We start from the raw sequence: 24,845 nt of genomic DNA, 5'->3' as shown, positions 1-24,845 counted from the left end.
AAAATGAAAAGGACAGGCTGCCGCCTGTCCTTTTATGACTTCTCATATACAATCTGGCCGTTGATCACGGTTTTTTTAATGTCCAAAAGATGAAGCTGTGCAGGGTCAATTGCAAATGGATCATCGCTGAGAACCGTAAAATCCGCGTCATAGCCCTCGGCAATTTTTCCGCGTGAATTGTCTTTATAAATGATCCCGGCGCTTCCTTCTGTATAGAGCTCAATCGCTTCATACACCGTCAAACATTCGCTTTCATTATAGCTTGGCCCGTTCTGTTCATGGGTGCTTTTTCGGAGCACCGCGGACTGGATGCCAAGAAGCGGGTCAGCAGGCTCAATCGGGGCGTCTGAGCCGCCCGCGCATAAAATGCCTTTGGACAGCAGCGTTTTCCATGCAAAGGCATTTTTCATCCTGCCTTTTCCGAGACGGTCAATGACCCAAGGAAAATCACTGGTGACGAAATGAGGCTGAATATCAAGTGCGATCGGCATGCGTGCCGCTTTTTCAATTAATTCGTCATTGAGCACTTGAGCATGAATCAGCCGATCATGCCGGCCGTTTCGGGGCGGATGCTTTTCAATTGCGTTCAACACTTTTTCAAACGCAAGATCGCCGATCGCATGAACGGCAACCTCCATGCCTTTTTCTCTCGCTTTTCGAATAAGCCGGCCAAGGGTTTCATCATCATGAACCTGAACACCATTAGTGGATGGATCGTCCTGATATGGTTCTTTTAATAAAGCCGTTCTCCCGCCAAGCGCCCCGTCAGCAAATATTTTCATGGCACCGAATTCCACATACGGGCCCGACGGCTTCTCCAGCTGCTCCCATCGATCGACCGCTTCATGATGAACGAGCAAATGACAGCGAAACGGATACTTTCCGCTAGCGGCAGTTTTCTCATAAGCTTTCATCGGCACCGAAACATCACCATAATAGGACAAGTCTTCCGAATGTCCGCCCGTCAGGCCTTTTGTCCAGCAATCCTCTATCGCAGCTGTGAGCGCCTCATCAACATAGTGCTGGGAGACTGGCGGGACAGCCTTCAGAATCAGATCCTGCGCCTTATCAAACAGAAGCCCGGTCGGCTCTCCATTTGCATCTTTTACGATGACCCCGCCGTCAGGGTCAGAAGTGTTTCTTGAAATCCCCGCCGCTTGAAGAGCCGCAGAATTAACAGTTATCGCATGCCGGCATACCCGCTTAAGCAAGACGGGCCTGTCCGGAAATAAACGATCAAGATCATGCTTGGTCATATAGTCCGGTGTCTCAAATTGATTTTCATTCCAGCCTTCTCCAATGAGCCAATCGCCTTCAGGATACTGCCGCTCTCTTTCCTTGACAGCCTGTAAAACAGCTTCTTTCGACGTCAGCGCAGACAGATCGAGCTGAAGCTGTTTCTCGCCGTGGCCGATCAAGTGTAAATGGCTGTCGACAAATCCGGGAAACATCACTGCCCCGTTCAGGCTGATTTCTTCTGTGTCCGGGGACCCGTATTTTTTCTTCAGACGCTCAAAGCTGCCGGTGCCTTTTATGACACCATTCTCAACATAAACCGCCTCTGTCCGGTCGCCTTCTTCGAGCATCGTATAAATGAAACCGCCGTGCCATATCGCCTTCACTTCACGTCCACTCTCTTTCTTTACGCCTTTTTATTAGCTTTGAGCTGTTCTTCACGTTTTCTTAATTCCACTCGTCTGATTTTTGCAGAAGCCGTTTTCGGCAGGCTTTCCACAAATTCAATTTCTCTAGGATATTTGTACGGAGCGGTAATGGTCTTCACATGATTTTGCAGGATTTTGACAAGCTCATCACTGCGTTTTTCGTGATCCTGCAGGACAACATACGCCTTAACGATGGAACCTCTGATTTCATCAGGGCTTGCCACAACAGCACATTCTTTTACTTCGGGGTGCTTAACGAGCGCGTCTTCCACTTCAAAGGGCCCGATCGTGTAGCCGGAGCTGATAATGATATCGTCGTTTCGGCTTTCAAACCAAAAGTAACCTTCTTCATCTTTTTTTGCTCTGTCTCCTGTTAGGAAATAATCGCCGCGAATTTGTGTTTTCATTCTTTCCGGGTCTTTGTAATATTCTTTAAAGAGCGCCGGCGTGCTGAGGTGGACAGCGATATCGCCAACCTCACCAGTTTTACAGATTTCACCGGCTTCATTAATGATCTCCACCTGATTTCCCGGTGTCGGTTTTCCCATGCTTCCTGGTTTAATATCCATGTCTTTTAAGACACCGACTAAAAGCGTGCTTTCTGTTTGGCCATATCCGTCCCGCACCTTAATGCCGAAGTGCTTTTGAAAAACATCAATGACTTCACGGTTGAGCGGTTCGCCTGCGGAAACGGCACTGTGCAGGGCAGAAAGATCATAGCGGTCCAAGCCTTCAACCTTCGCCATTAAGCGGTATTCCGTCGGCGTACAGCAGAAGACATTGATTTTGTAGCGGCTTAAAAGTTCTAGATATGTTTCTGCTTTGAATCTGCCTTGGTACACAAAACCCGTTGCTCCGCTGCCTAGCACAGCTAAAAACGGGCTCCATACCCACTTTTGCCAGCCTGGTGCAGCAGTTGCCCAGACGGTATCCTTTTCAGAAATATCAAGCCAAGCGCCGGCCGATGTTTTTAAATGAGCAAATGCCCAACCGTGCGTATGTACAACACCTTTAGGCTGACCTGTTGTTCCGGAAGTGTAAGATAAGAAGGCCATATCTTCTCTTGTTGTGTCAGCTGTTTGGAATCGGCTTCCGTCCGCTTCAATCGATAAGAGATTCTTCCAGCCGGCCTCGTTTTCGCCAATAGACAGCTTAATCAGTTTGTCAGCCGTACTGACATCACGGAAGGCGCCGATAAACGCAGAATAGACAATAGCGCCTTTCACTTCTGCATGTTCAATCCGGTATTCAAGATCTTTCGCACGAAGCATTTCGGAGCACGGAATGACAACCATGCCTGATTTCAGGATAGCCAGATAAACCGCATATGCTTCAAGCACCCGCGGAACCATTACAATCAGCTTGTCGCCTTTTTTAAATCCAAGGTCAGCCAAAGCCGCTCCGATTTTATTTGTTTCTTCCATCAGCTTTTCATATGACCAAGATTCTTGCTTGCCAGACTCATCCTCCCATAGAAGAGCGGTTTTTTGTCCAGCGGCACTGAATTTTTCAATTTCATTCACTAAATTATATTGCATAGGGGCAATTAAATCTTCTCGTTTTAACACGAACAACTCCTCACTTTCTCCTCCCATTATACATAAATACAGGCTCTTCCCGTAAGGATTTGCCTAAAAACCAGCTCGATAAACATATGTTTTTATAGGTCGCTGGTCCTTTTATATATATAAAAACGAAAAAGAGTGGGGGAAAACCCCACTCCTAAGCCATTATGTGAAATTGTAAATTAGAATTGTCCTCCGCCCATGTTTTGTTGAGCAAAAGAAACAAGACGTTTTGTGATCTCTCCTCCAACAGAACCGTTAGCGCGAGAAGTTGTGTCTGCTCCAAGGTTTACACCGAATTCAGAAGCGATTTCTAATTTCATTTGGTCGATGGCTTGAGCAGCTCCTGGTACTAGGAGTTGGTTACTGCTGTTACCGTTTTGACTGTTTTGTGCCATGTGTCTCACCTCCTTGTGAGTATAGAATGTGTTAAAACACATGGCTTCATACAGAAAAACTTTGGTAATTACAGACAGAAGCTGCGGCTGCTTAAAAGAGTTCCGCGAATTTATCGTTTGCTTCTTGTTCGCTATACAGCGTCATTGTCTCAATGTTTTCAACCGCTTCTTGGATATACGGCTCAAAATCAACAAAGCTTTCATAGTGTTCAATTTTTTCTTTTTTAGGACGTGTTTTCGGGCTTGGCGGCGTAAAGATCGTGCAGCAGTCTTCAAACGGCTGAATGCTTGTCTCATATGTGCCGATTTCCCGTGACTTTTCGATGATGTCTGTTTTATCCATGCCGATCAACGGACGCAAAATCGGAGTTGACGTCACCGCGTTTATCGCATACATGCTTTCAAGCGTTTGGCTCGCTACCTGACCGAGGCTTTCTCCTGTAATGATGGCAAGTCCGTTTCTCTTTTCTCGAATTCTGTCGGCAATTTGAAGCATGAGGCGGCGGGTTGCCGTCATTGTGTAGTTCTCAGGAATTTGTTTTTGGATGAGCTCTTGCGTTTTTGTAAACGGAACGATATGAAGCGTCATGCTTCCTCCAAAACGGGACAGGCATTTTGCCAGATCCATTACCTTTTGTTTTGCGCGCTCGCTTGTGTATGGCGGGCTGAAGAAATGAACAGCTTCTACCGACAGTCCCCGTTTCATCGCATAAAAACCGGCCACAGGGCTGTCAAAACCGCCGGAAAGCATCAGCATTGCTTTGCCTGCTGAACCGACTGGCAGGCCGCCTGCACCTTTTTCATCGCGAATCGTCAAAAAGGTCGCTTCCTCCCTGATTTCGATTCTGAGCGGGATGTCAGGGTTGCGGACATCGACCGTCAATCCTTCTGTATTTCTCAAAATATGGCCGCCGATTTCAGCGTTCATTTGGTTTGTATCTAACTCAAATTGTTTATACGCTCTCTTCGTTGCGACTTTAAACGTATCACCAGGCTGATACTGATCCTTAATAGCATGGAGAGCAGTTTCCTTAATAGCATCAAGGCGGCTGTCACACTTAATCGCCAGGCTGAAGCTTTGAATGCCAAACACCTGCTTTAAAAGAGGAAAAAGAGCCTCCGGATCTTCTCCATTTAATGTAATCGTCATGCGGTCACGATTGGAAAAGTATTTTAAGTTCGGATAGTCTTTCAGAACGAGTCTGACGTTTTGCTTTAAGCGCTCAATAAAGCTTTTTCTGTTTTTGCCTTTGGTTGATATTTCCCCAAAACGAATTAATATATGATCGTAATTCATGTTCTACCTCATCATTTTCTTTAATTTTTTGATGCCGGGACGAAGCGCGTTCATAAACGGTTCTGCCACATCGCTTGTCTGGCTGTAGTTTAAGCTGATTCTGATGCTGCTTCCGGCAATTTGCTCTCCCTTGCCCATCTGTAAGAGAACTTTGCTGGGCTTATGTTCTTTTGCTGAGCAGGCCGATGTTGTTGAGACGAATATATCCTGTTCTTCGAGCATGTGTAAAAGCACCTCTGCTTTAATCCCAGGAACAGAGAAATTAATAATGTGCGGCGCACTATCTATTTGCGGCGTGTTGACAACGACGCCTTCAGTTTCACTCAGCTTTTTCATAAACCATTCTTTTGCGGCAGTCATCGTGTCAAGCCGCGTTTCAAAATCGGCAGCGGCAAGATTAATGGCTTTGGCAAGCGAAACCGCACCCGCAATATGTTCCGTCCCGGCCCGAATGCCTTTTTGCTGAGAGCCACCCGTTATCAGCGGAATAAGGCGTGTCCCTTCTTTTACGATAAGCGCGCCTGTCCCCTTCAGGCCGTGAAATTTATGCCCGGAAATCGAACAAAGATCAATGCCGGCCTTTTCAATGGCCAAAGGTACTTTATAGATGCCCTGCACATAATCGACGTGGAACAAAATGTTCGGGTGCTCTTTCAGCACTTCCCCCGCTTCTTCAATCGGCTGCACGGAACCGACTTCATTGTTCACATGCATCATGCTGACAAGCACGGTATCCGGGCGGATGGCTTGTTTCAGTTCTTCAATTGAAACAAATCCGTCTTCATTCACCGAAAGATAAGTGACGTCAAACCCGAATAACTCTGTCAGCTGTTCTAACGATTCCGCCACAGACGGATGCTCGATAGAAGTGGCAATGATATGTTTGCCTGCTTTTATTTTTGACAAAGCGGCTCCTTTTAAAGCCAAATTATTAGCTTCTGTAGCGCCTGACGCAAATACAATATCATAATTCTTTAGACCTAAGGCCCTTTTTATCTGATGTTTAGCTGCCTGAAGCAGCTGTTCCGTTTCAGCTCCATACCGGTGCAAAGATGAAGGATTTCCAAAATATCGTCTGCTTGTTTGTTCATATGTATTCAAGACTTCATCGTAAGGTTTAGTCGTTGAACTATTGTCTAAATATAACATCTTTTTACTCCTTTAATATGAAAGCGATACAAAACTAATTTTATATGTTACCATAACAAATTAGTGCTGAAAAAGTAAATAAAATTACTATTGACTTCTTCATACATTCACCTATAATTAAATTTGTTACTTTCGTCATATTATCTGACAATTAATTGACAGAATATTCTACCATAGTGAAATTAGGAGGATTCATACGTTATGAAATCAACACTATCAGCCAAGGAAACGATCGCCATCGGGCTTATGCTCTTTGCTTTGTTCTTTGGCGCAGGAAATATGATATTTCCGCCGGAACTTGGACAAGCGGCCGGCGAAAATGTTTGGAAAGCGATGGCAGGATTTCTCGTGACGGGTGTCGGCCTGCCGCTTTTAGGTGTTGTCGCTGTTGCATTAACAGGTACGGATGCCAAAGGCCTTGCTGATAAAGCACATCCGGTCTTTGGAACTATTTTTACAGTTGTTCTTTATTTAACAATCGGACCGCTTTTTGCGATTCCGCGAACGGGCACTGTTTCTTATGAAATTGCGGCTGTACCTTTTGTAGACGGCATGCCGTCATGGCTCACACTTCTTCTGTTTACGCTCATTTTCTTTGCTATTACGTACTACCTAGCTTTAAACCCTACAAAGCTTGTTGACCGGATCGGCAAGGTATTAACACCTATTTTACTTGCTGTTATCGCCATTTTAGTCATCAAAAGCATCGTGACGCCGATGGGGGACATTCAGTCACCGCATGAAGCGTATGTTTCCGGATCATTGTTTAAAGGATTTTTAGAAGGCTATAAAACAATGGATGCACTTGCTTCTATCGTGTTCGGAATTGTCGTTGTTAATGCCGTTAAGGACAGAGGCATCACCAATCGTAAATCAGTTGCTTCCGTATGTATTAAAGCGGGACTTGTTGCAGCAGCAGGACTCGGTCTTGTTTACGTTTCACTCGCATATTTAGGGGCAACAAGCACAGAATCTATCGGTCTGCTTGGTGCGGGAAGCAAAATTTTATCAGCATCATCACAGCACCTGTTCGGGTCTTTGGGAAATATCATTTTAGGTGTCGCTATCCTATTCGCGTGCTTGACAACAAGCATCGGCCTTGTCTCTTCATGCGGAAATTATTTCTCAAAGCTGATTCCTTCATTATCTTATAAAACCGTTGTAACGATTGTCACTGTGTTCAGCTTTATTATTTCTAACTTTGGGCTGTCAAATATCATTTTATTCTCAGTTCCTATTTTATCAGCTATTTATCCATTAGCAATTGTTATCATTTTGCTTTCGTTTATTGAAAAATTATTTAAAGGCAGACGTGAAGTATATACTCTTTGTTTAATCGCCACTGGTATTTTCAGTATTATCGACGGCCTGAATGCCGCAAGCATTCCGCTCGGTTCTTTAAATAAAGTTCTCAGCAATACGCTGCCGCTTTACAGCTTAGGATTCGGCTGGGTCATCCCTGCTATCATTGGAGGCATTGCCGGTTATCTGATTTCTCTTATCAGTTCGAATAAAAAACCAGCTGATATCAACTAGTAAAAACGAAAAGCCTTTTTGGATCTAAATCCAAAAAGGCTTTTTTATATTCTGAATACATATAAAAGGCCAAGCACTTATGCTTCGGCCTTTTGTATACACTTTATTGATATTGATGCTCTTTAGTCTTTTGTGATTCTATTTTTTGAACAGCACCCGGAGCCGCTTTTTCAACTGCGGATGCTGCAATTTCATACGCTTCACTGTAATCAAATTCATAAAAACGTCTTTCCGCTTCTTTCAGCTGTTCAGATAAAATATGATTCTGGCTCCTGAACCGGTTTCCAAACTGAATGATTTTTTCAATGAGGATGACCTGCTCGACAAGTTCCTCTGAATCCCGGCTTGCCCTGTTGACGATCTCTTCTGCTTGCTTCAAATGGGCTCCGGCTTCTTCCATATTTAATGGAAGATCGTTTAGTTGGTTGACTGTTTCTTGAATGTGATGATGCGCGTTTTCCAGCATTTCTTGAATATGACTCGGAATGCCTGGAATATTGCTTGTCTTCAGCAGTCTTGCTGTCTCAGAAATTGTTTTTTTCAAATTGCTGAGCGTCTCTCTCGCTTGAAGCTCTTCTTTTCTCAGCGCTTGCAGCTTTTCACGGTATTCAGCATGCTCTTTTTTCACTTCTTCAATCTGCTTCTCTATTGAAGCAACTTCTTCTACTAAGAGTGAGTAGGCGACATGCTCTGCATCGAGCTTATCTTTAACCGAGGAGAGCAGCTTGCCAATTTCATCAAGGCGCTTTTCAAAAGCCTGCTGTTTGCCAAGCTCGCCGGCTGTCAGTCTGTAGCTTTCCTTCACCAGCTCAGTTTCCGCCTTTGTATGCTCTTCATCCTCTTTCAGCTTGTCATAAGCAATGATCAATTCAGGCATTTTGCTTAGCACAGATTGGCCGGCTTCGACTTCACCTTCCAGCTGCTGGTACACAGATTGAATATTTTCGTCTATGAGCTGCAGGATCGCGGACGCTTCATCGATATCCAGCTCAGTCATCAAGACATGCTCCGCCCGTTTCAACTGATTTGACAGATTTTCTAATTCCTTATCAAGCTGGATATGCTCAAGCTTATATCCTTTCTCTTTCATTTCGCGATAGCCGTCCTTGAGCTTTGCAATCTGGCCGGGCACCGTCTGCTTGCAGTCAGCCAGCAGCTTCGGCACGTCATCTATATATGACTGAAGCCGTTCAAGATTGCGGTCCTGCTCAAGCAGCACTTTTCGTGCGGTAATATAGTTTCCGCCTTCTGTTTCTTCTTCATATTGTTTGATTCCGCTCCAAATTTCGTCAAGATCCTTTTCAAGACTGTCATAAAGCTCCCCGTAAAGGTGGCTGTAAGCCAGCAGGTTTTTTCGCGATTTTGAGTAGCGCTCTCTCACCTGTTCAATCTCTTCGCGGCTCTTTTCCTCACTTGTGACAAGGTCGCTGATTTCCCGCAGAATCTTTTCAATGTTTGATTCCGCCGCGGTCAGCAGGTCGTCGATATGAACGAGCACTTGATTGGCCTTTTTAAATCGGTATTTGTCTGCATTTTCCTCAGCATCATAAAGGAGCTCTTCAACTTTCGGCATGTGAGCTGTGACAATCTCATCCCATTCTTCACGCCACTTTTCAAAGAACTCTTCTGTCTGACCCGTCATTTTTAAATGTTTAATTTTGGACATTTCTTCCACAATCGACCGGTTCAGAATTTCAATCTTCCACGATTCCAGCCGGTCAATATCAGCGTAGATTTTTTTCCTGAAAAAGTAGCCTGCCGCAAACAGGGCAAGCAGTACAATTAATAATCCAATGACAAACTCCATAATGAGCCCCCTTGCTGTTAACCTTAATCTGTCAGGGTGTTTTATTTATTCAGAAAGATTTCAGGATATGTATTGAGAAAAACTGTCGTTTTCATTGTTATTATGATACCATGTAACCAACATTTTTTGACCAGAATTCAAAAACTTTTTGTGCAAAATCGGCAGGATTTGACTATTTTTTCACGGGGTGACGCCAATGCAAAAGCGAGACGGGCATATTCACACACCATTTTGCCCTCACGGCTCAAATGACACACTCAGACAATATGCAGAAGAAGCCTTAAAAAAAGGCTTTGAATCAATTACTTTTACCGAACACGCTCCATTGCCGCCCTCTTTTACTGATCCGACGCCCCAGAAAGACAGCGCGATGGCGCAAGCCTCTTTGGAACGCTACATCGATGACATTTCCGGATTAAAAAAAGAATATCGCGGGCAGCTTGCCATACATACAGGGCTTGAGGTCGATTATATTGCTGAATTTGAAGATGAAATTAAATTATTACTGGACACATACGGGCCATATTTAGATGACAGCATCATATCCGTTCATTTTTTGCGCGCAGGTTCTTCCTATCTGTGCCTTGATTATGATGAGCATACCTTTAAAGAGCTGATTTCAGCCTGCGGAAGCATCGAAGCTGTATACGAGCGGTATTACCGCAGCATCTATTCTTCCATTGTATCATCTCTTGGCAGCTATAAGCCAAAAAGAGTCGGTCACATCACACTCGTCCAAAAATTCATCAAACTGTTTCCGTACAGCATGTCTGAACATATTCGCGGAATCGTTTTTCAGTGTCTGGATGCCATTGCAGAAAACGGAATGGAGCTCGACTTCAATACTTCCGGCTTAAGAAAAACGTACGCAGGAGGCATTTATCTCGAGGATTGGATGATGAATGAAGCGAAGCAAAAGAAGATCCCGCTTGTGTTCGGGTCTGATGCCCATCAAGCGGGAGATGTCGGATACGCATATGAAGCGTTTGCGGAGCTGGCTAATTGATAAGCGCCACGTCCCCTGTCCGGAAGACGCTTCTGATCCAAATCTTGATTTCTTCAAAATACATTTTATAAAAGTACGGCTCGTGCGGCTGCATGTAGAGCACTTCTGAAATATATTGAGGCTGGAGATAGGGCATCATCAAGAGAGATTTTAATTGAAGAATAAAATGGGGCAGCGGCAGCGTCAAATGTTCACGCTGTTTTTCTCCTTCCTCAATGATCAGCTGGAAGATATACTTTTCCTTCATTAAATATGTCGACATAATTTCTCTGATTAACGTGGAGTCAATCGTGACTTCCCGGTAGACAAAACGAGTTAATTGACGATGATTATGCTGATAGGATAAAATATCGAAAACCAATTGAAGAAGCTGTTCTTGCGTGCTTTGAGAAGAGATATTGCCTGCCGCTGTTTCAAGCGTTTTACTGTAGCCTTCGTAAAACTCTGAAACTAAGTGTTCCATCAAACCTCCCTTGCCTTTAAAATAGTAGGAGATGTGCGCAACATTTACATCAGCTGACTTTGCGATTTCTCGGACAGACGTGCCAGAAAATCCTTTTTGGTTAAAGAGCATGACAGCAGATTCAATAATTTTGTCTTTGGTGCTTACTTTCATTCGGCTCACTCCTTCCTCTTGATACAATTCAAGCAGAAGGCCGCTGTTCCTGTAAGAACTTATCGACAAATGCCGGCAGAAAAGCCGGAACTTTGTTTTATATTATAGAAAAAGTGAGGGTTTTCCATGTTCCATGTCGAAAAACAATCTGGAGATAAAGAAAAAGACTATCAGCTTCTGCTAAAACAGCTCGAAGCCATGACCGAAGACGAAACAGATCAAATCGCAAACTATGCGAATGCCTCAGCGCTTCTGTATCATTCGCTGCCTGAAGTCAACTGGGCGGGTTTCTATTTTGCCAAAGAAGAGGATGGACAGCTTGTGTTAGGACCGTTCCAAGGTCTGCCGGCATGTGTTCGGATTCCTTTCGGCAGAGGCGTTTGCGGCACAGCCTATGCAAACGGAAAAGTGGAGCGTATAGAGGATGTAAACGCGTTTCCGGGACATATCGCCTGCGATGCAGCGTCTCAATCAGAAATTGTGCTTCCGATTCATGTAGGCGGAAAAGTTGTCGGCGTCTTGGACATCGACAGTCCAGTGAAAAACCGTTTCGACGAAATCGACGAAAAGTATTTATCACAGTTTGCCGAAAAGCTTGAAAAAGCGTTAGCACAGTAATATAAAGGCCCAAAACGAATAGTGTTTTGGGCTTTTGTTATTTTATTGATTCATGTATCATCAAACGGTTTTTTCCGTTTCGTTTCGCGCTGTAGAGCGCTTCATCAGCCTCATGCACAAGCTCTTTCAGTGACTTTCTTGTTTTTGCCGTCCAGCAGGAGATACCGCATGAAATGGTCACCTCGGGTTTCGTGTTTTTTCTGACCGCATAAACCAGTCTCTCAGTAATCCGTTTTCCCGCCGCAACCGTCACATTCGGCAAATAAATCGCCAGCTCCTCGCCTCCCCAGCGGGCGCCGACATCATGCTTTCGGATGTTGTTTTTAATAACCGAAGCGACTTGAATTAAAATCTCGTCCCCAGTCTGATGGCCGTACGTATCATTTACATTCTTGAAATTATCAATATCAACAAGTATAAAAACACCCTTTTGGTGGATCTTCATACTGTATTGAATTTTTTCATCTAAATACACCCTCGAATACAGCTCAGTCAGCTGATCTGTTTTGACGAGATGCTCAAGGCGGTCGCGGAGCATTGAGTTGGTTACAGCCAGAGTTGCGTGACGAATCAGCGCCTGAAACAGCTTGTACATTTCAAATGTAAAAGCGTACAGTTCCTCTTTCAATAAAACCGCGAAACCTAAAAGCCTGTCATTCTCAATCATCGGAACAGCCATCAGCGAGCCATAGCCGGCCTTTCCGAAAACAGACTGGCCATTTCCGATGAAAACTCCTATTTCCCCTTCATACAGCTTTTCTTTCATTTCATTAAAAAATTCAGACGGCTTCGCTTCCTTAAAAAACGCTGTGCTGCCAGGGAGCAATGTCAGGTTTTCAAAATGGTCTATATGAAAGAAACCCACTTCTTCCGCCTGAAACGATTCTGCCATTCTCACAGCCAGGTCATTCATCGTATCGGCCAGTGTCAGCCGCTGATTCAGGCGGCGTGACGTTTCATTAATCAATTCCAAATTTGCGATGCTTGCTTTGGATTGCTCATAGAGCTGAGCGTTTTCAAACGCTTTTCCCGCCGCGTTTGCTATCAGCGACATTTCATCAAGATAGGCGTCATTAAGAAAACTGCCGCCCGTTCCTTCAGCCTTCAACACCCCGTACGTTCCCTGCTGTCCTTTGATCGGAATATAAGCGGCAGATTCATTTTTCCGCAAAATATCCCCGGATAAATACACTTTGAGAGCAAAGGAATCGGATTTTTCCCCTTCCATATACAGCTCTTTTGCAGGAACACCTAAACATTGATCTTGATCGTGCGATATATATAGAGAAAACTCAAACATAGAAAACGTGCCGGTTAAGCTTTCTAAAAGCTGCTTCAGCACTTCTGTCTGATCAAGCAGTGAATGGAACAGCTCTGTCATTTTGTATATCTTTTTTTGATAGATCGTTTTGATATAGAGTTTTTCCTGTTTCATTGACTGGTTTAAAAATGTTGAAACCAAGTCGGGAAGCGCTTCAGGTATCTCTACATCCTGCCTGCATGTCAGATGATAGCGCCTGCCGCCGGTGTCCTCAATCAGGTAAGATGAGGCGTTTATTTTCGAAGCGGAAAATCGAACTTCATCATCCGCCTGTTTTGAAGCAGAACCGACGGATGGTGTCGGTGTAAGCGAAACACATAGGGATGAAAAATAAGTTTGAATAGCCGAAGTCAGCCATATGAAAGAGTCGGTGAAAGTGACTTTTTCAGATTTGGTTAATAAAAAATCGAGCATATGATAATGAAAGGCGGATAATTGTTCTTTTGTTTGTTCTACCATGTTTTTATCACCTGAAAGTTTACCACTAATTTTTGTTTATTATATCATAAACGGCGAAGCAATAATGAAGGAATGGTTGACTTCAAATCAAATAAATTATATAATGACCTTTGTGTGAAATATTGCAGCCTTTTTGTTCAGCTTCTATGTTTTCATTTTGTTCCTTATTCATAAGGTGTATCGTGTAACTCTCTGCTGCTGGAGCGAGGATACATGAAAACAAAATGTACATGGTCGAATAGAGCAGACGGTTTTTATTTTCCACAAAAATAAAACCAAAGGAGGAGTCACATTATGGCTCGCTATACAGGTCCATCTTGGAAACTGTCCCGCCGTCTAGGAATCTCTCTTAGCGGTACAGGAAAAGAATTAGAAAAACGCCCTTACGCTCCAGGTCCACACGGTCCAGGACAACGTAAAAAATTATCAGAATACGGTTTGCAATTGCAAGAAAAGCAAAAGCTTCGTCACATGTACGGTGTAAACGAACGCCAATTCCGCACTTTATTTGACAAAGCTGCTAAACTAACTGGTAAACACGGCGAAAACTTCATGATTCTTTTAGATTCTCGTCTTGATAACGTTGTGTACAAGCTAGGTTTAGCACGTACTCGCCGTCAAGCTCGCCAATTGGTTAACCATGGTCATATTCTTGTTGACGGAAGCCGCGTTGATATCCCGTCTTACCAAGTAAAACCTGGTCAAACAATCGGTGTTCGCGAAAAATCAAGTAACCTTTCTATCATCAAAGAATCTGTAGAAGTGAACAACTTCGTTCCTGAATACCTTACTTTCGACGCTGAAAAGCTTGAAGGTACATTCACTCGTCTTCCTGAGCGTTCTGAACTTGCTCCGGAAATTAACGAAGCGCTTATCGTTGAGTTCTACTCTCGTTAATCGTTTTAAAAACCCCTGCCGCTATGCGGTCGGGGTTTTTTTATCGTCTGTTTCGTCTGGTGCCTCTTGCTGGCCAACACTATCTCGCGTCTGATGCTCCCAATAATCCCGCTGGAGCCTTTCTTTTGCAATCGTACACATGAGATTCATGGTCAGCGCTCCTTTCTTAAAAGGTGGTGCTTGGGAGGTGATTGGTCGTGTTTGCCCTATCTAATATACTCTTTTCCTTTCATTCCTATGCGATAAACCAAAAAAAGATCCTTTGCCCATATCGGCAAAGGACCTTTTTTTATTTATACGTCACAAGAAAGTATTTTTTCTTCCCACGGCGCAGGACAGTAAATTGACCTTCGATACGGTCTTCAGCAGATAAGAGATAATTGATTTCCGTCTGGCGTTCGCCGTTAATGTAAACAGCTCCGTTTTGAATGTCTTCACGGGCTTGGCGTTTTGAAGGAGATAATGTAGATTGCACCAATACATCTACAAGTGAAAGCTCTTGGCTGCTGTCAGCTTCCATGGACGGGACATCCTTAAAGCCCACTTTTACGTCCTGAGCAGAAAGCTCTTTAATATTGCCGCTGAACAACGCTTGGGATATGTTGATGGCTTGCTCCAACGCCTCACGTCCATGAACGAGCGCTGTCACTTCTTCTGCGAGGCGTTTTTGCGCTTCACGCTTTTCTGGCGCTGTTTCTGTTTTCTCAGCGTATGCTTCAATTTCTTCTTTTGATAGAAATGTAAAGTATTTTAAGTATTTGACAACGTCACGGTCATCTGTGTTGATCCAGAATTGATAAAATTCATACGGCGATGTCTTTTCCTTATCAAGCCAGATCGCGCCGCCTTCCGTTTTTCCGAACTTCGTGCCGTCTGCTTTTGTGACAAGCGGAATGGTAAGGCCGAACGCTTTTGCCCCTTCTTCTTCTGATTTTCTGATCAGTTCAAGGCCCGCTGTAATGTTGCCCCACTGATCGCTTCCGCCAATTTGCAGCTTACAGTTTTTCTCTCTGTACAGATTTAAGAAATCATAAGATTGAAGAATCATGTAGCTGAATTCCGTGTATGAGATGCCGGATTCAATTCTTGAGCTGACCGTGTCTTTTGCCAGCATGTAATTGATACCGAAGTTTTTACCGACATCACGAAGGAAGTCGATCACATTCATTTTGCCGATCCAGTCAAAGTTGTTCGCGATGACAGCAGGGTTTTCTGCTGCATCAAAATCCAGAAATCTGGACAGCTGGTTTTTGATTCTTTGGGACCATTCGGATACGATGTCAGCAGTGTTTAATGTACGCTCCGCTTTTTTTCCGCTCGGATCGCCGATGAGGCCCGTCGCCCCGCCCACAAGTGCAATCGGATGATGGCCCTCAAGCTGAAAACGGCGAAGTGTTAAAATAGGCAGCAAGTGTCCGATATGCAAGCTGTCCGCTGTCGGATCAAAGCCTGAGTACAGGCGGATTTTTTCTTCATTCAGCTGTTTATTTAATCCTTCTTCATCCGTCATTTGCTGAATCAATCCGCGGAAGGATAAGTCTTCAAGTAAGTTTGTCATAAGATAAAGCTCCTTTTTGATTAAAATAAAAAACGCCCCTTCGTTTACACGAAGGGACGATTGATTATCGCGGTACCACCCTACTAATAAGAGAACGCAAAACATTCATCTTATCACTTTGCCTGATAACGGATCAGGTCCGTTCTTTCACTACTGAAAGCCTGGCCGGCTTTGTTTGCAAAAGCGGTTCATGAGTGTATTCGATATATCCGTCTGTGCTGATTTTCACCGGCCATCAGCTCTCTGGAACGTAAGGATAGTCTACTTGTCTCAATCTTTACCTTTTCATATGAAGCTATATCATTTTTAACATAAATAAAATCCCGTGTCAACGTCGCCTTTTAATCCTCCATCGTTGACAGATCTCCTGCCGGCAGGTTAAGCTCCCATGCCTTCAGCACCCGTCTCATGATTTTTCCGCTTCGGGTTTTCGGAAGCTTATCTTTAAATTCAATTTCACGCGGAGCCGCATGGGCTGCAAGACCCTGCTTTACAAATAGGCGAATCTCTTCTTTCAGTTTATCGGACGGCTCATATCCTTCTCTGAGTGCGATAAAGGCTTTAATGATTTCTCCCCGCACCGGATCAGGCTTACCGATCACGCCTGCTTCTGCAATGGCCTGATGTTCGACAAGCTTGCTTTCCACTTCAAATGGGCCGACGCGCTCACCAGAGGTCATAATGACGTCATCGACTCTTCCTTGGAACCAGAAATATCCCTCATCATCCATGTATGCAGAATCCCCGGACACATACCAGCCGCCCGGCATGAAATACGATTCGTACTTTTCAGGGTTATTCCAAATGGTATGCATCATGGAAGGCCAGCCCTTTTTAATGGCGAGATTGCCCATTCGGTACGGCGGAAGCTCATTGCCCTGATTGTCAACGATCGCCGCCTCCACACCGGGAATCGGCTTACCCATTGAACCCGGTTTGATATCCATGCAAGGATAGTTGCAGATGAGCTGGCTGCCCGTTTCTGTCATCCACCATGTATCATGGATTCGTTTGTTAAAAACCTTATGCCCCCATCTGATGACTTCCGGGTTTAACGGCTCACCGACACTGAGCACGTGCCGGAGTGAGGTTAGATCATATTTCGCAGCCATCTCATCTCCCGCTCCCATCAGCATTCGAAAAGCGGTCGGCGCGCTGTACCAGACGTTGACGCCAAGCTGTTCAATTGTTCCATACCAGCTTTCAGGGCTGAAACGCCCGCCGACGATGACATTTGTCGCTCCGTTCAGCCATGGTGCAAAAATGCCGTATACCGTACCTGTCACCCAGCCCGGATCTGCTGTGCACCAGTAAATGTCTTCCTCCTTTAAATCAAGGACCCACTTTCCTGTCTGATATTGCTGAATCATCGCTTCATGGACATGCAGCACACCCTTTGGCGTTCCAGTAGAACCCGATGTATAGTGAAGCAGATAGCCGTCTTTTTTGTCCATCCATTCGATATCCAGTCTTGTGCCCTCCTGTTTTGCTGCTTCATCGTAATTGATGATGTTTGCGCCGCTTTCAGCCTTTCCGCCGACTACGAATATATGCTGCAAGTGAGGCAGTGTATCAGCCGGTATTCTCTCCAGCAGCTCAGGCGTCGTGACAACTACCTTCGCCTCGCTGTTTTCAAGCCGGTCTTTCACCGCTCCCTCCATAAATGCTTCGAACAGCGGCCCGGCGATGGCGCCAATTTTGATAGCGCCAAGCATAATAAAATATAGCTCGGGTGATCTCGGCATAAAAATAAAAACGCGGTCCCCTTTTTCCACATTTCCATGCCGTTTCAGCACATTCCCTGCCCTGTTTGTTTCTTCCTTCATTTCTTTAAATGTGTATTTTTCATCCCGGTTTGCGTCTTTATAATAAAGCGCTACTTTGTTTTTTCGAAACGATTCGGCATGGCGGTCAATCGCTTCATACGCCGCATTCAGTTTCCCTGTCTCATGCCAGGAGAAATGTTTCTCTGCCTCGGCCCAATCAAAATGCCGGTACGTTTCTTCATAATTTTTTAAATGATAATCCCCTTCCACTGCTGGTAACGCTTTCAAATTCATGCCCAAACATCCCCCTTTGCTGAAGTTGTCACAATTATTATATTATATATTCATATTCTTCTCAATTTTTAAAATATAAACCATGTTGAAAACGCTTTAAAATTTGTTATTCTTAAAGAAGCATGTATTTTTATAAGAATTGATGGGACGGTGGATCAGTGGAACATCATAAAACATACCATTCAGCAAACATCAAAACAGCAACCGGCTCCTTACTGATAGAAGGGCCTGTCTCTCCAGAGGATCTGGCAGGTTACGAGTTTCATACAGATTTAACCGCATTTCGCCCGCCCCGCGAGCAGCATGAAGCGCTAGTCGACATTGCCGGCCTTCCCGAAGGGCGTATTATCATTGCCAGAAACGGCAGAACCATTATCGGCTATGTGACGTATTTATATCCTGACCCTCTCGAAAGATGGTCTGAAGGAAATATGGAGGATTTGCTTGAGCTCGGGGCCATCGAGGTGGCGCCGGCCTATCGGGGATGTTCTGTCGGAAAGACGCTTTTGACCGTCAGTATGATGGATGAACAAATGGAAAACTACATCGTAATGACGACGGAATATTACTGGCATTGGGATTTAAAAGGGATGAAAAAAGATGTGTGGGAATACAGAAAGCTCATGGAGAAGATGATGAATGCAGGCGGATTGGCCTGGTTTGCGACGGATGAGCCAGAGATCAGCTCCCACCCTGCAAATTGTCTGATGGCACGCATCGGAAAAAACGTCAGCCAAGAATCAATTGAACAATTTGACAGACTCCGTTTTTATCATCGCTTTATGTATTAACTGACACTGACAAAGGGGAAAAAATAATGATTGTTGAACAGATCATGAAAAGGGATGTCATTACATTAACGAAGACGGATACGCTTGAAACAGCAATATGCAAACTGAAGGAATTCCATATCAGGCATCTGCCTGTTGTAAATGAAGACCGCCATGTGATCGGCATGATTACAGACAGAGACATGAAACAGGCCAGCCCAAGTATTTTTGAAGAAAGCAAACGAAGCCGATTTCTCACACGAAGCGTAGATTCAATTATGAAAAAAGATGTCGTGTGCGCCCACCCGCTTGATTTTGTTGAAGAAATTTCTGCGGTGTTCTACGAGCATGGCATCGGCTGTCTGCCCGTGGTGCAGCACCAAAAATTAATAGGCATTTTGACAAAAACCGATTTGTTGCGGACATTTGTCAAATTGACAGGCGCTGACCAGCCGGGGTCACAAATTGAAATAAAAGTAAACGACATCACCAAAAGTCTTGCGGAAATCAGCAGCCTTTGCCAAGACCTCCAAGTGAAAATATTGAGTGTGCTCGTCTATCCGCATGAAGATTCCGGTGTGAAAGTGCTTGTCTTCCGTGTAAAAATGATGAATCCGCTGCCGTTTTTGCAGGCATTACAAAGAAATGGGCACCACGTCGTTTGGCCGTCAGAGCAAAGGGATTTGCTATGAGAGACAGTGTATTTATCTATTCTCCATCCTATCAAACCTATATGTTTCATCAGGAACATCCATTTAATCAGCAGCGGGTTCTGTTAACATATGATTTGCTCAAGACGATCAATGCCTTTGATGATGGAGACATTATCAGCCCAAGACTCGCGACAGAAGAGGAGCTTGCCCTTGTCCACACGGACGATTACATTCAGGCGGTAAAGCTTGCGGGTGCCGGTAAACTTCCCGCTGAAGAAGGAGAAAGCTATGGGCTCGGCACTGAAGATACACCTGTCTTTGCCGGCATGCACGAAGCGGCATCACTCTTAGTCGGCGGCACCTTAACGGCCGCAGACTGGGTGATGTCAGGACAAGCCCTGCATGCCGCCAACCTTGGAGGAGGCCTTCATCACGGATTTCGGGGAAGAGCTTCAGGATTTTGCATTTACAACGACAGTGCTGTAGCGATTCAATATATCCAGAAAAAATACAGAGCCAGAGTGCTTTATATTGATACGGACGCCCACCACGGGGACGGTGTGCAATTTACGTTTTACGATACCCCCGGCGTATGCACGCTGTCTATCCATGAAACAGGAAGGTATTTATTCCCCGGAACCGGCCAGATTCAGGAAAAAGGAAGCGGAAAGGGATATGGCTATTCCTTTAATATCCCGCTTGACGCTTTCACAGAGGATGATTCTTTTCTCGAAGCTTATCGGACAGCAGCTTCCGAAGTCGCCGCTTATTTTCAGCCGGATGTGATTATCAGCCAAAACGGTGCCGATGCCCATTACTATGACCCGCTAACGCATTTATCTGCAACGATCAACATCTACGAAGAAATTCCGCGGCTTGCACACACGTTAGCGCATCAATATTGCGCAGGGAAATGGATTGCCGTCGGAGGCGGAGGATATGATATATGGCGTGTAGTGCCCCGCGCCTGGGCCAGAATATGGCTCGAAATGAAGGGCATTGATCCGGGACACGATATTCCTCCTGAATGGATCGCTAAATGGCAAAAACACTGCCCTGTCACCCTTCCGTCCAGTTGGAGCGATCCGGCCGATTTATATCCTCCGATTCCCCGCAAGCCTGAAATCACAGAAAAAAATGCCCAAACCGTCAGCAAAGCATTATATGCAATACGATCCGAGCAACAGCAAAGAACGAAGTAAAAAAACGACCTTCACGAAGAGGTCGTTTTTGATTTTTTGATAACAATTTCCACACGCCGGTTTTCCTTCATGTGTTCGTTTGTCTTGTTATCCTTTACAGGTTTTGTATCCGCATAACCAACAGCGATAAAGCGCGTTGAGGGAAGTTTCTCTTTTGATGTGAAGTATTGAATGACTCCGCTTGCGCGTGCTGCTGACAGCTCCCAGTTAGACGGATATCGGTATGTCGCAATATTTCGGCTGTCTGTATGGCCCTCCACCTGAATGTCATTTGGAATGGTTTTCAGAAGAACGGCAATTTGGTGAAGAAGTGTTTCAGCATTTTTCAGCACCTTGGCCTCCCCTGAATCAAACAGCACAGACTCCTGCAGAACGAGCACGACACCGCGTTCATCCCGTTTGGCTGTCATTTGGGCCTTCAGGTGATGGTCTTTTATATATGTATTTACTTTCTTGAGAAGCTGATCCTGCTGATCCTTTTGCTTCTTTGCATTGGCTGGCGATCTGTTCTTTTTTTCTATGGACGTTTGGTCAGGCTGGATCCCGCCGCCTTCCTTTTGGATCGATTCGACTGCCGCTTTAAATTTTTGCAGATCAATTTGGGACATCGAAAAAAGTAAAATAAAGAACACAAGGATCAAAGTGATCAGATCCGAAAAGGTGACCAACCAGCTGGATGAAGATTGTCTTTTTTTCCCGCTTCCTTTCCTTCTTTCAAACCGTTCTCTTCTAAGCTTCATGTATAGATCCCTTTTTTGTTTTTACTTGATTTGGCTGCTTCCGCCATTCTTCCCGGGAGCTGAAAACGACGAGCTGGCTTTCGAGATTACGGGGGTTTTTACCGGATTGGATTCCGATAATGCCTTCCACCATTACTTGCTTGATGAAGATTTCACTTTCTGTTTTTTCTTCGAGTTTGGCGGCAATCGGGTTGAACACCATGTTTGCCAGCAATGAACCGTATAAGGTTGTTAAAAGCGCAACGGCCATATTCGGTCCAAGCATGTGCGGATCATTTAAGTTTTTAAGCATCAGCACGAGCCCGACGAGTGTTCCGATCATTCCCCATGCCGGAGCGAATTCCCCCGCTTTTTCAAAAACACGCCGTCCTTTGCGGTGCCGTTCCTCCATTGCCGCGATCTCTGAATCCATGACGAGCCGAATCGTTTCTTCATCCCAGCCATCAATTGCTAAAAGCAGCCCTTTTTTCAAGAATGGATCTTTGATTTCCCGGGCCTGATCATCCAATGATAAAAGCCCGTGTTTTCGCGCGTGATCCGAAAGAGAGACAAAGGTTTTCACGAGATCTTTCACATTGTCTTCCTGGCGGATAAATGCCTGCTTTAGCACAGAGGGCGCTTTTCGCAGCTCTCTCGGCGGAAAACTGATAAAAACAGCGGCGCATAGCCCTCCTGTAACGATGAAGAAAGAGGTCAGATCTAGAAAAGAGCGGAAACCGCTTATTCCTGATCCCGAAATTATTCCGATCACAATCATAATCGTTCCTAACACAAAACCAACAGGTGTAAGATAATCAAAACGTTTCATCATTTCTCCCCATGAAAAAAGCAAGAATTCACCTTAGAGGTGAAGCTTGCTTTCTAGTTTTTCTTATGACTTGGTTGACTGCCTTAGCTCTATACGGTGCGGCAGTTCGACAATATGCTCTTCAACCGGCTCTTTATTCATGAGCTTCGTCAGCAGTCTCATCGCAACGGCGCCAATATCGTATGTCGGCTGAACCACTGTTGAAAGCTGCGGACGAACCATTAGGCTTAATCTCGTATTATCAAAGCCGATAATGTCGAGATCCTCAGGAATGGATAAGCCTTGATCCTGAGCCGCATGGATAATGCCGAGTGCCATTTCATCAGTTGCAGAAAGAATGGCTGTCGGTTTTTTGTCCAGGCTCATCAAATGCTGCAGCGCTTCAAGTCCGGAATCGTATGTGTAATCCCCTTCAGCAACAAATTGTTCATTAAACGGAAGATTCGCTTCTTGAAGCGCACGTTTATAGCCTTGAAGTTTTTTCGAGCGGTTGATCGGTTCTGTCATTGGTCCGGAAACGAATGCGATGTCTGTATGTCCTTTATCAACCAAAAGCTTCACTGCATCATAAATCGCCTCTTCGTAATCGATCGCGACTGACGGTGTTTCCTCCTGCTCTTCTACAGAAGCGGCAAGTACGATCGGCACTGGGGAACGCTTAAATTCCGCAACATGCTCGTCCGTAATGTTTCCGCCCATAAACACGATGCCGTCCACTTGTTTGCCGAGCATTGTGTTTAACAGGTGCAGCTCTTTCTCCATGTTTTGGTCCGAGTTGCTCAAAATGATGTTGTACTTATACATTGTCGCGATATCTTCAATCCCGCGCGCAAGCTCTGAATAGAAAATGCTTGAGATATCGGGAATGATGACTCCTACTGTTGTTGTTTTTTTGCTTGCCAGTCCTCTTGCCACCGCGTTTGGACGGTAACCGAGACGGTCAATGGCTTCCAAAACTTTTTTCCGCGTTGTCGGTTTTACATTCGGGTTGCCGTTCACGACACGGGAAACAGTTGCCATGCTTACATTAGCTTCTCTTGCTACGTCGTAGATCGTAATATTGCTCATCCTAAAACCACTCCTTTTACTGGATACACTTATCCTTATCTATAGCATAAACACTTTATGTAGAGAAATGTCATAATGTCCAAATTTATGTCGTTTATGATTTGTAAGCGTAAGTCAGTAGTTTACATTATTTTTCATTATTCATCAAATTTAAATACTTCTCATGAAATTATACACGTTTTTATAGATGATGAAAACGTATACTTGGATTTTATAACTAAATAAACGAGAAAACACAAAAAAAGGCCGCAGACGCGGCCTTTTTATTGTTTACTAAGCGTTGACTTTCACCATTGGTTTCAGTTCATTCAGCCATTTTTCGAATTCAGGAATCGCCATTTGCTGAGCAGAGTCAGAAAGTGCGACTGACGGATCAGGGTGAACCTCAGCCATTACGCCGTCTGCGCCGATCGCTAAAGCAGCTTTAGCTGTCGGAAGCAAGAGGTCGCGGCGGCCAGTTGAATGCGTCACATCAACAAAGACAGGCAAATGCGTTTCTTGTTTCAAAATCGGTACAGCAGAAATATCCAGCGTGTTTCTCGTTGCTGTTTCATATGTTCTGATACCGCGTTCACAAAGAATGATTTGATCGTTTCCTTGTGACATGATGTATTCAGCGGCATTGATGAATTCAGAGATCGTTGCAGCGAGTCCGCGCTTCAGAAGCACTGGCTTTTTCACTGCTCCGGCCGCTTTCAGCAATTCAAAGTTTTGCATGTTGCGCGCTCCGATTTGAATCACATCAATGTAGTCCAGCGCTTCTTCGATATGAGCCGGAGTTACGATTTCACTGATCACTGCCAGATCAAATTCGTCCGCTACACGTTTTAAAATTTGAAGGCCTTCAACACCAAGGCCTTGGAAATCGTATGGGCTCGTACGAGGCTTAAAGGCTCCTCCGCGCAAAATTTTAATTCCTTGTTTTTTCGCAGCTGCAGCCACTTCAGCCACCTGCTCGTAGCTCTCTACCGCACATGGCCCGACAATAAATCTTTGCTGGCCGTCTCCGATTTTTTCACCTTTGATATCTACAATTGTATCTTCAGGTTTTTTCTTGCGCGAGACAAGCAGCGCTTTGCTGTGATCTTCTTCCTGGAGCTCTAAACCGGCTTTGAATATCTCTTTAAAAATGTGCTGGATGGTGGAGTTTTCGAAAGGACCATCATTGTTTTCAATGATATTGTTTAACATTGTGCGTTCTCTGACAGGGTCAAATCGATTTACACCCTGTGCTTCCTTCGCTTTACCGATCTCTTTTACAACATTTCCACGTTCGTTGATTAATTTTAAAATTTGTAGGTTTAATTCGTCTGCTTTCTGCCTTAAAAGCTCTAACTCTGTGTTGCTCATTTTTTTCATCCTTTCCCTGCACATTCATTTTTTATTTTGTAGTTATCATGCATCTTACTATAAGTAATTCCAAATGGAAATACTGAAATAAAAAAAATTTTATAAAAATTCCTCTTTATTACCCAAACGCTTTTAAGTGATAAAGTGATCTATGAAGCTATCCTACATCATGTGAGAACAATGTTCAAGGGTTTTTTCAAAAAAAAAAAAAAAAGCGCCAGATTGAGGGACTGACCCCATAAAATGAGACAAATAAAAAACACCTTCAAGTTTGAAAACGGATCGTTGTTATCCGACATTAGA

At 44.5% G+C, this 24,845-nt stretch carries 22 protein-coding genes and 1 other annotated feature; of the genes, 7 read left to right on the top strand and 15 right to left on the bottom strand.

All coding sequences use genetic code 11. The annotated features are described in order from the left end of the window. Positions 1–32 precede the first annotated feature (32 nt). The 5 genes from ACY3LV_RS10250 to ACY3LV_RS10230 all read right to left on the bottom strand — a co-directional run bounded on the left by ACY3LV_RS10250 (position 33) and on the right by ACY3LV_RS10230 (position 6,073). On the bottom strand, positions 33–1,622 hold the full coding sequence (locus ACY3LV_RS10250; protein WP_464863733.1) for an amidohydrolase: 1,590 nt from the start codon (positions 1,620–1,622) through the stop codon (positions 33–35). 20 nt (positions 1,623–1,642) lie between these two features. Continuing rightward, entirely contained in the window at positions 1,643–3,232 is a 1,590-nt protein-coding gene (gene mbcS, locus ACY3LV_RS10245) for an acyl-CoA synthetase MbcS (RefSeq protein ID WP_464863732.1), read from the bottom strand. A gap of 179 nt (positions 3,233–3,411) precedes the next feature. Beyond that, on the bottom strand, positions 3,412–3,627 hold the full coding sequence (locus tag ACY3LV_RS10240; protein WP_010329658.1) for an alpha/beta-type small acid-soluble spore protein: 216 nt from the start codon (positions 3,625–3,627) through the stop codon (positions 3,412–3,414). 91 nt (positions 3,628–3,718) lie between these two features. After that, positions 3,719–4,924 carry a tRNA uracil 4-sulfurtransferase ThiI gene (gene thiI / locus ACY3LV_RS10235; RefSeq protein ID WP_148962343.1) on the bottom strand — a complete coding sequence of 402 codons (1,206 nt, stop codon included), beginning with the start codon at positions 4,922–4,924 and terminating at the stop codon, positions 3,719–3,721. Between the two features lie 3 nt (positions 4,925–4,927). Further along, the gene (locus ACY3LV_RS10230) at positions 4,928–6,073 is read right to left on the bottom strand and encodes a cysteine desulfurase family protein (protein ID WP_333517324.1); all 1,146 of its coding nucleotides are present in this window, start codon (positions 6,071–6,073) and stop codon (positions 4,928–4,930) included. 201 nt (positions 6,074–6,274) lie between these two features. Here ACY3LV_RS10230 and brnQ point away from each other — a divergent pair, with 201 nt between their 5' ends. Next, entirely contained in the window at positions 6,275–7,609 is a 1,335-nt protein-coding gene (gene brnQ / locus ACY3LV_RS10225) for a branched-chain amino acid transport system II carrier protein (RefSeq protein ID WP_148962345.1), read from the top strand. A 103-nt stretch (positions 7,610–7,712) separates the two neighbouring features. Here brnQ and ezrA read toward each other — a convergent pair whose 3' ends face one another. Beyond that, on the bottom strand, positions 7,713–9,416 hold the full coding sequence (gene ezrA, locus ACY3LV_RS10220; RefSeq protein WP_333561489.1) for a septation ring formation regulator EzrA: 1,704 nt from the start codon (positions 9,414–9,416) through the stop codon (positions 7,713–7,715). 196 nt (positions 9,417–9,612) lie between these two features. On the opposite strand from ezrA, the gene hisJ reads away from it, so the two are divergent. Continuing rightward, positions 9,613–10,422: a histidinol-phosphatase HisJ gene (gene hisJ / locus ACY3LV_RS10215; RefSeq protein ID WP_464863731.1), complete on the top strand. Its 810-nt coding sequence runs from the start codon at positions 9,613–9,615 to the stop codon at positions 10,420–10,422. Here hisJ and refZ read toward each other — a convergent pair. Continuing rightward, on the bottom strand, positions 10,415–11,038 hold the full coding sequence (gene refZ / locus ACY3LV_RS10210) for a transcriptional regulator RefZ (protein ID WP_003223478.1): 624 nt from the start codon (positions 11,036–11,038) through the stop codon (positions 10,415–10,417). The genes hisJ and refZ overlap by 8 nt on opposite strands. 126 nt (positions 11,039–11,164) lie before the next feature. Between refZ and ACY3LV_RS10205 the strand changes: the two genes are divergently transcribed. After that, positions 11,165–11,656: a GAF domain-containing protein gene (locus ACY3LV_RS10205; RefSeq protein ID WP_087992455.1), complete on the top strand. Its 492-nt coding sequence runs from the start codon at positions 11,165–11,167 to the stop codon at positions 11,654–11,656. Positions 11,657–11,693: 37 nt separating this feature from the next. Here ACY3LV_RS10205 and ACY3LV_RS10200 read toward each other — a convergent pair whose 3' ends face one another. Further along, positions 11,694–13,436, bottom strand: a complete 1,743-nt coding sequence (locus ACY3LV_RS10200; protein WP_148962348.1) for a diguanylate cyclase domain-containing protein — start codon at positions 13,434–13,436, stop codon at positions 11,694–11,696. A 294-nt stretch (positions 13,437–13,730) separates the two neighbouring features. On the opposite strand from ACY3LV_RS10200, the gene rpsD reads away from it, so the two are divergent. Then, positions 13,731–14,333, top strand: coding sequence for a 30S ribosomal protein S4 (gene rpsD / locus ACY3LV_RS10195; RefSeq protein WP_087992458.1), 603 nt, complete (start codon positions 13,731–13,733; stop codon positions 14,331–14,333). Between the two features lie 21 nt (positions 14,334–14,354). Here the strand turns inward: rpsD and sr7p are convergent, their stop codons facing one another. The 3 genes from sr7p to acsA form a co-directional block, all read right to left on the bottom strand. Continuing rightward, a complete protein-coding gene (gene sr7p, locus ACY3LV_RS10190) occupies positions 14,355–14,483 on the bottom strand; it encodes a small protein SR7P (RefSeq protein ID WP_277986961.1) in 129 nt (42 codons plus the stop codon). Positions 14,484–14,622: 139 nt separating this feature from the next. Continuing rightward, complete coding sequence (gene tyrS / locus ACY3LV_RS10185; protein WP_087992822.1) at positions 14,623–15,891, bottom strand: tyrosine--tRNA ligase; 1,269 nt, start codon at positions 15,889–15,891, stop codon at positions 14,623–14,625. Between the two features lie 49 nt (positions 15,892–15,940). Further along, positions 15,941–16,178 (bottom strand) — a binding site (T-box leader). A gap of 54 nt (positions 16,179–16,232) precedes the next feature. Next, entirely contained in the window at positions 16,233–17,951 is a 1,719-nt protein-coding gene (acsA, locus tag ACY3LV_RS10180; RefSeq protein ID WP_148962349.1) for an acetate--CoA ligase, read from the bottom strand. A gap of 158 nt (positions 17,952–18,109) precedes the next feature. On the opposite strand from acsA, the gene acuA reads away from it, so the two are divergent. The 3 genes from acuA to ACY3LV_RS10165 are packed head-to-tail and all read left to right on the top strand — an operon-like array spanning position 18,110 to position 20,576. Continuing rightward, complete coding sequence (acuA, locus tag ACY3LV_RS10175; protein ID WP_148962350.1) at positions 18,110–18,742, top strand: acetoin utilization protein acetyltransferase AcuA; 633 nt, start codon at positions 18,110–18,112, stop codon at positions 18,740–18,742. Between the two features lie 26 nt (positions 18,743–18,768). Beyond that, the gene (locus ACY3LV_RS10170; protein ID WP_148962351.1) at positions 18,769–19,413 is read left to right on the top strand and encodes an acetoin utilization AcuB family protein; all 645 of its coding nucleotides are present in this window, start codon (positions 18,769–18,771) and stop codon (positions 19,411–19,413) included. Next, entirely contained in the window at positions 19,410–20,576 is a 1,167-nt protein-coding gene (locus tag ACY3LV_RS10165; protein ID WP_148962352.1) for an acetoin utilization protein AcuC, read from the top strand. Before ACY3LV_RS10170 ends, ACY3LV_RS10165 begins: the two co-directional genes overlap by 4 nt. 11 nt (positions 20,577–20,587) lie before the next feature. Here ACY3LV_RS10165 and motS read toward each other — a convergent pair whose 3' ends face one another. The 4 genes from motS to ACY3LV_RS10145 all read right to left on the bottom strand — a co-directional run bounded on the left by motS (position 20,588) and on the right by ACY3LV_RS10145 (position 24,542). After that, complete coding sequence (motS, locus tag ACY3LV_RS10160; RefSeq protein ID WP_464863730.1) at positions 20,588–21,316, bottom strand: flagellar motor protein MotS; 729 nt, start codon at positions 21,314–21,316, stop codon at positions 20,588–20,590. After that, positions 21,306–22,124 carry a flagellar motor protein MotP gene (gene motP, locus ACY3LV_RS10155; protein ID WP_148962354.1) on the bottom strand — a complete coding sequence of 273 codons (819 nt, stop codon included), beginning with the start codon at positions 22,122–22,124 and terminating at the stop codon, positions 21,306–21,308. Before motP ends, motS begins: the two co-directional genes overlap by 11 nt. Before the next feature lie 63 nt (positions 22,125–22,187). Next, positions 22,188–23,192: a catabolite control protein A gene (gene ccpA, locus ACY3LV_RS10150; protein ID WP_087992830.1), complete on the bottom strand. Its 1,005-nt coding sequence runs from the start codon at positions 23,190–23,192 to the stop codon at positions 22,188–22,190. Positions 23,193–23,465: 273 nt separating this feature from the next. Further along, positions 23,466–24,542: a bifunctional 3-deoxy-7-phosphoheptulonate synthase/chorismate mutase gene (locus ACY3LV_RS10145; protein WP_003223454.1), complete on the bottom strand. Its 1,077-nt coding sequence runs from the start codon at positions 24,540–24,542 to the stop codon at positions 23,466–23,468. Positions 24,543–24,845 lie beyond the last annotated feature (303 nt).

The sequence above is a fragment of the Bacillus sp. 11C genome, from assembly GCF_055486375.1.
This window is presented reverse-complemented; position numbering and strand designations above follow the sequence as displayed.

Coding starts and splice junctions, on each gene's coding strand:
- ccpA (WP_087992830.1), bottom strand. CDS start 23,192: ATGAGCAATATTACGATCTACGACGTAGCAAGAGAAGCTAATGTAAGC.
- ACY3LV_RS10205 (WP_087992455.1), top strand. CDS start 11,165: ATGTTCCATGTCGAAAAACAATCTGGAGATAAAGAAAAAGACTATCAG.
- brnQ (WP_148962345.1), top strand. CDS start 6,275: ATGAAATCAACACTATCAGCCAAGGAAACGATCGCCATCGGGCTTATG.
- refZ (WP_003223478.1), bottom strand. CDS start 11,038: ATGAAAGTAAGCACCAAAGACAAAATTATTGAATCTGCTGTCATGCTC.
- ACY3LV_RS10230 (WP_333517324.1), bottom strand. CDS start 6,073: ATGTTATATTTAGACAATAGTTCAACGACTAAACCTTACGATGAAGTC.
- acsA (WP_148962349.1), bottom strand. CDS start 17,951: ATGAATTTGAAAGCGTTACCAGCAGTGGAAGGGGATTATCATTTAAAA.
- tyrS (WP_087992822.1), bottom strand. CDS start 15,891: ATGACAAACTTACTTGAAGACTTATCCTTCCGCGGATTGATTCAGCAA.
- ACY3LV_RS10200 (WP_148962348.1), bottom strand. CDS start 13,436: ATGGTAGAACAAACAAAAGAACAATTATCCGCCTTTCATTATCATATG.
- rpsD (WP_087992458.1), top strand. CDS start 13,731: ATGGCTCGCTATACAGGTCCATCTTGGAAACTGTCCCGCCGTCTAGGA.
- motP (WP_148962354.1), bottom strand. CDS start 22,124: ATGAAACGTTTTGATTATCTTACACCTGTTGGTTTTGTGTTAGGAACG.
- ACY3LV_RS10170 (WP_148962351.1), top strand. CDS start 18,769: ATGATTGTTGAACAGATCATGAAAAGGGATGTCATTACATTAACGAAG.
- ezrA (WP_333561489.1), bottom strand. CDS start 9,416: ATGGAGTTTGTCATTGGATTATTAATTGTACTGCTTGCCCTGTTTGCG.
- thiI (WP_148962343.1), bottom strand. CDS start 4,924: ATGAATTACGATCATATATTAATTCGTTTTGGGGAAATATCAACCAAA.
- ACY3LV_RS10240 (WP_010329658.1), bottom strand. CDS start 3,627: ATGGCACAAAACAGTCAAAACGGTAACAGCAGTAACCAACTCCTAGTA.
- ACY3LV_RS10165 (WP_148962352.1), top strand. CDS start 19,410: ATGAGAGACAGTGTATTTATCTATTCTCCATCCTATCAAACCTATATG.
- ACY3LV_RS10145 (WP_003223454.1), bottom strand. CDS start 24,542: ATGAGCAACACAGAGTTAGAGCTTTTAAGGCAGAAAGCAGACGAATTA.
- sr7p (WP_277986961.1), bottom strand. CDS start 14,483: ATGAATCTCATGTGTACGATTGCAAAAGAAAGGCTCCAGCGGGATTAT.
- hisJ (WP_464863731.1), top strand. CDS start 9,613: ATGCAAAAGCGAGACGGGCATATTCACACACCATTTTGCCCTCACGGC.
- motS (WP_464863730.1), bottom strand. CDS start 21,316: ATGAAGCTTAGAAGAGAACGGTTTGAAAGAAGGAAAGGAAGCGGGAAA.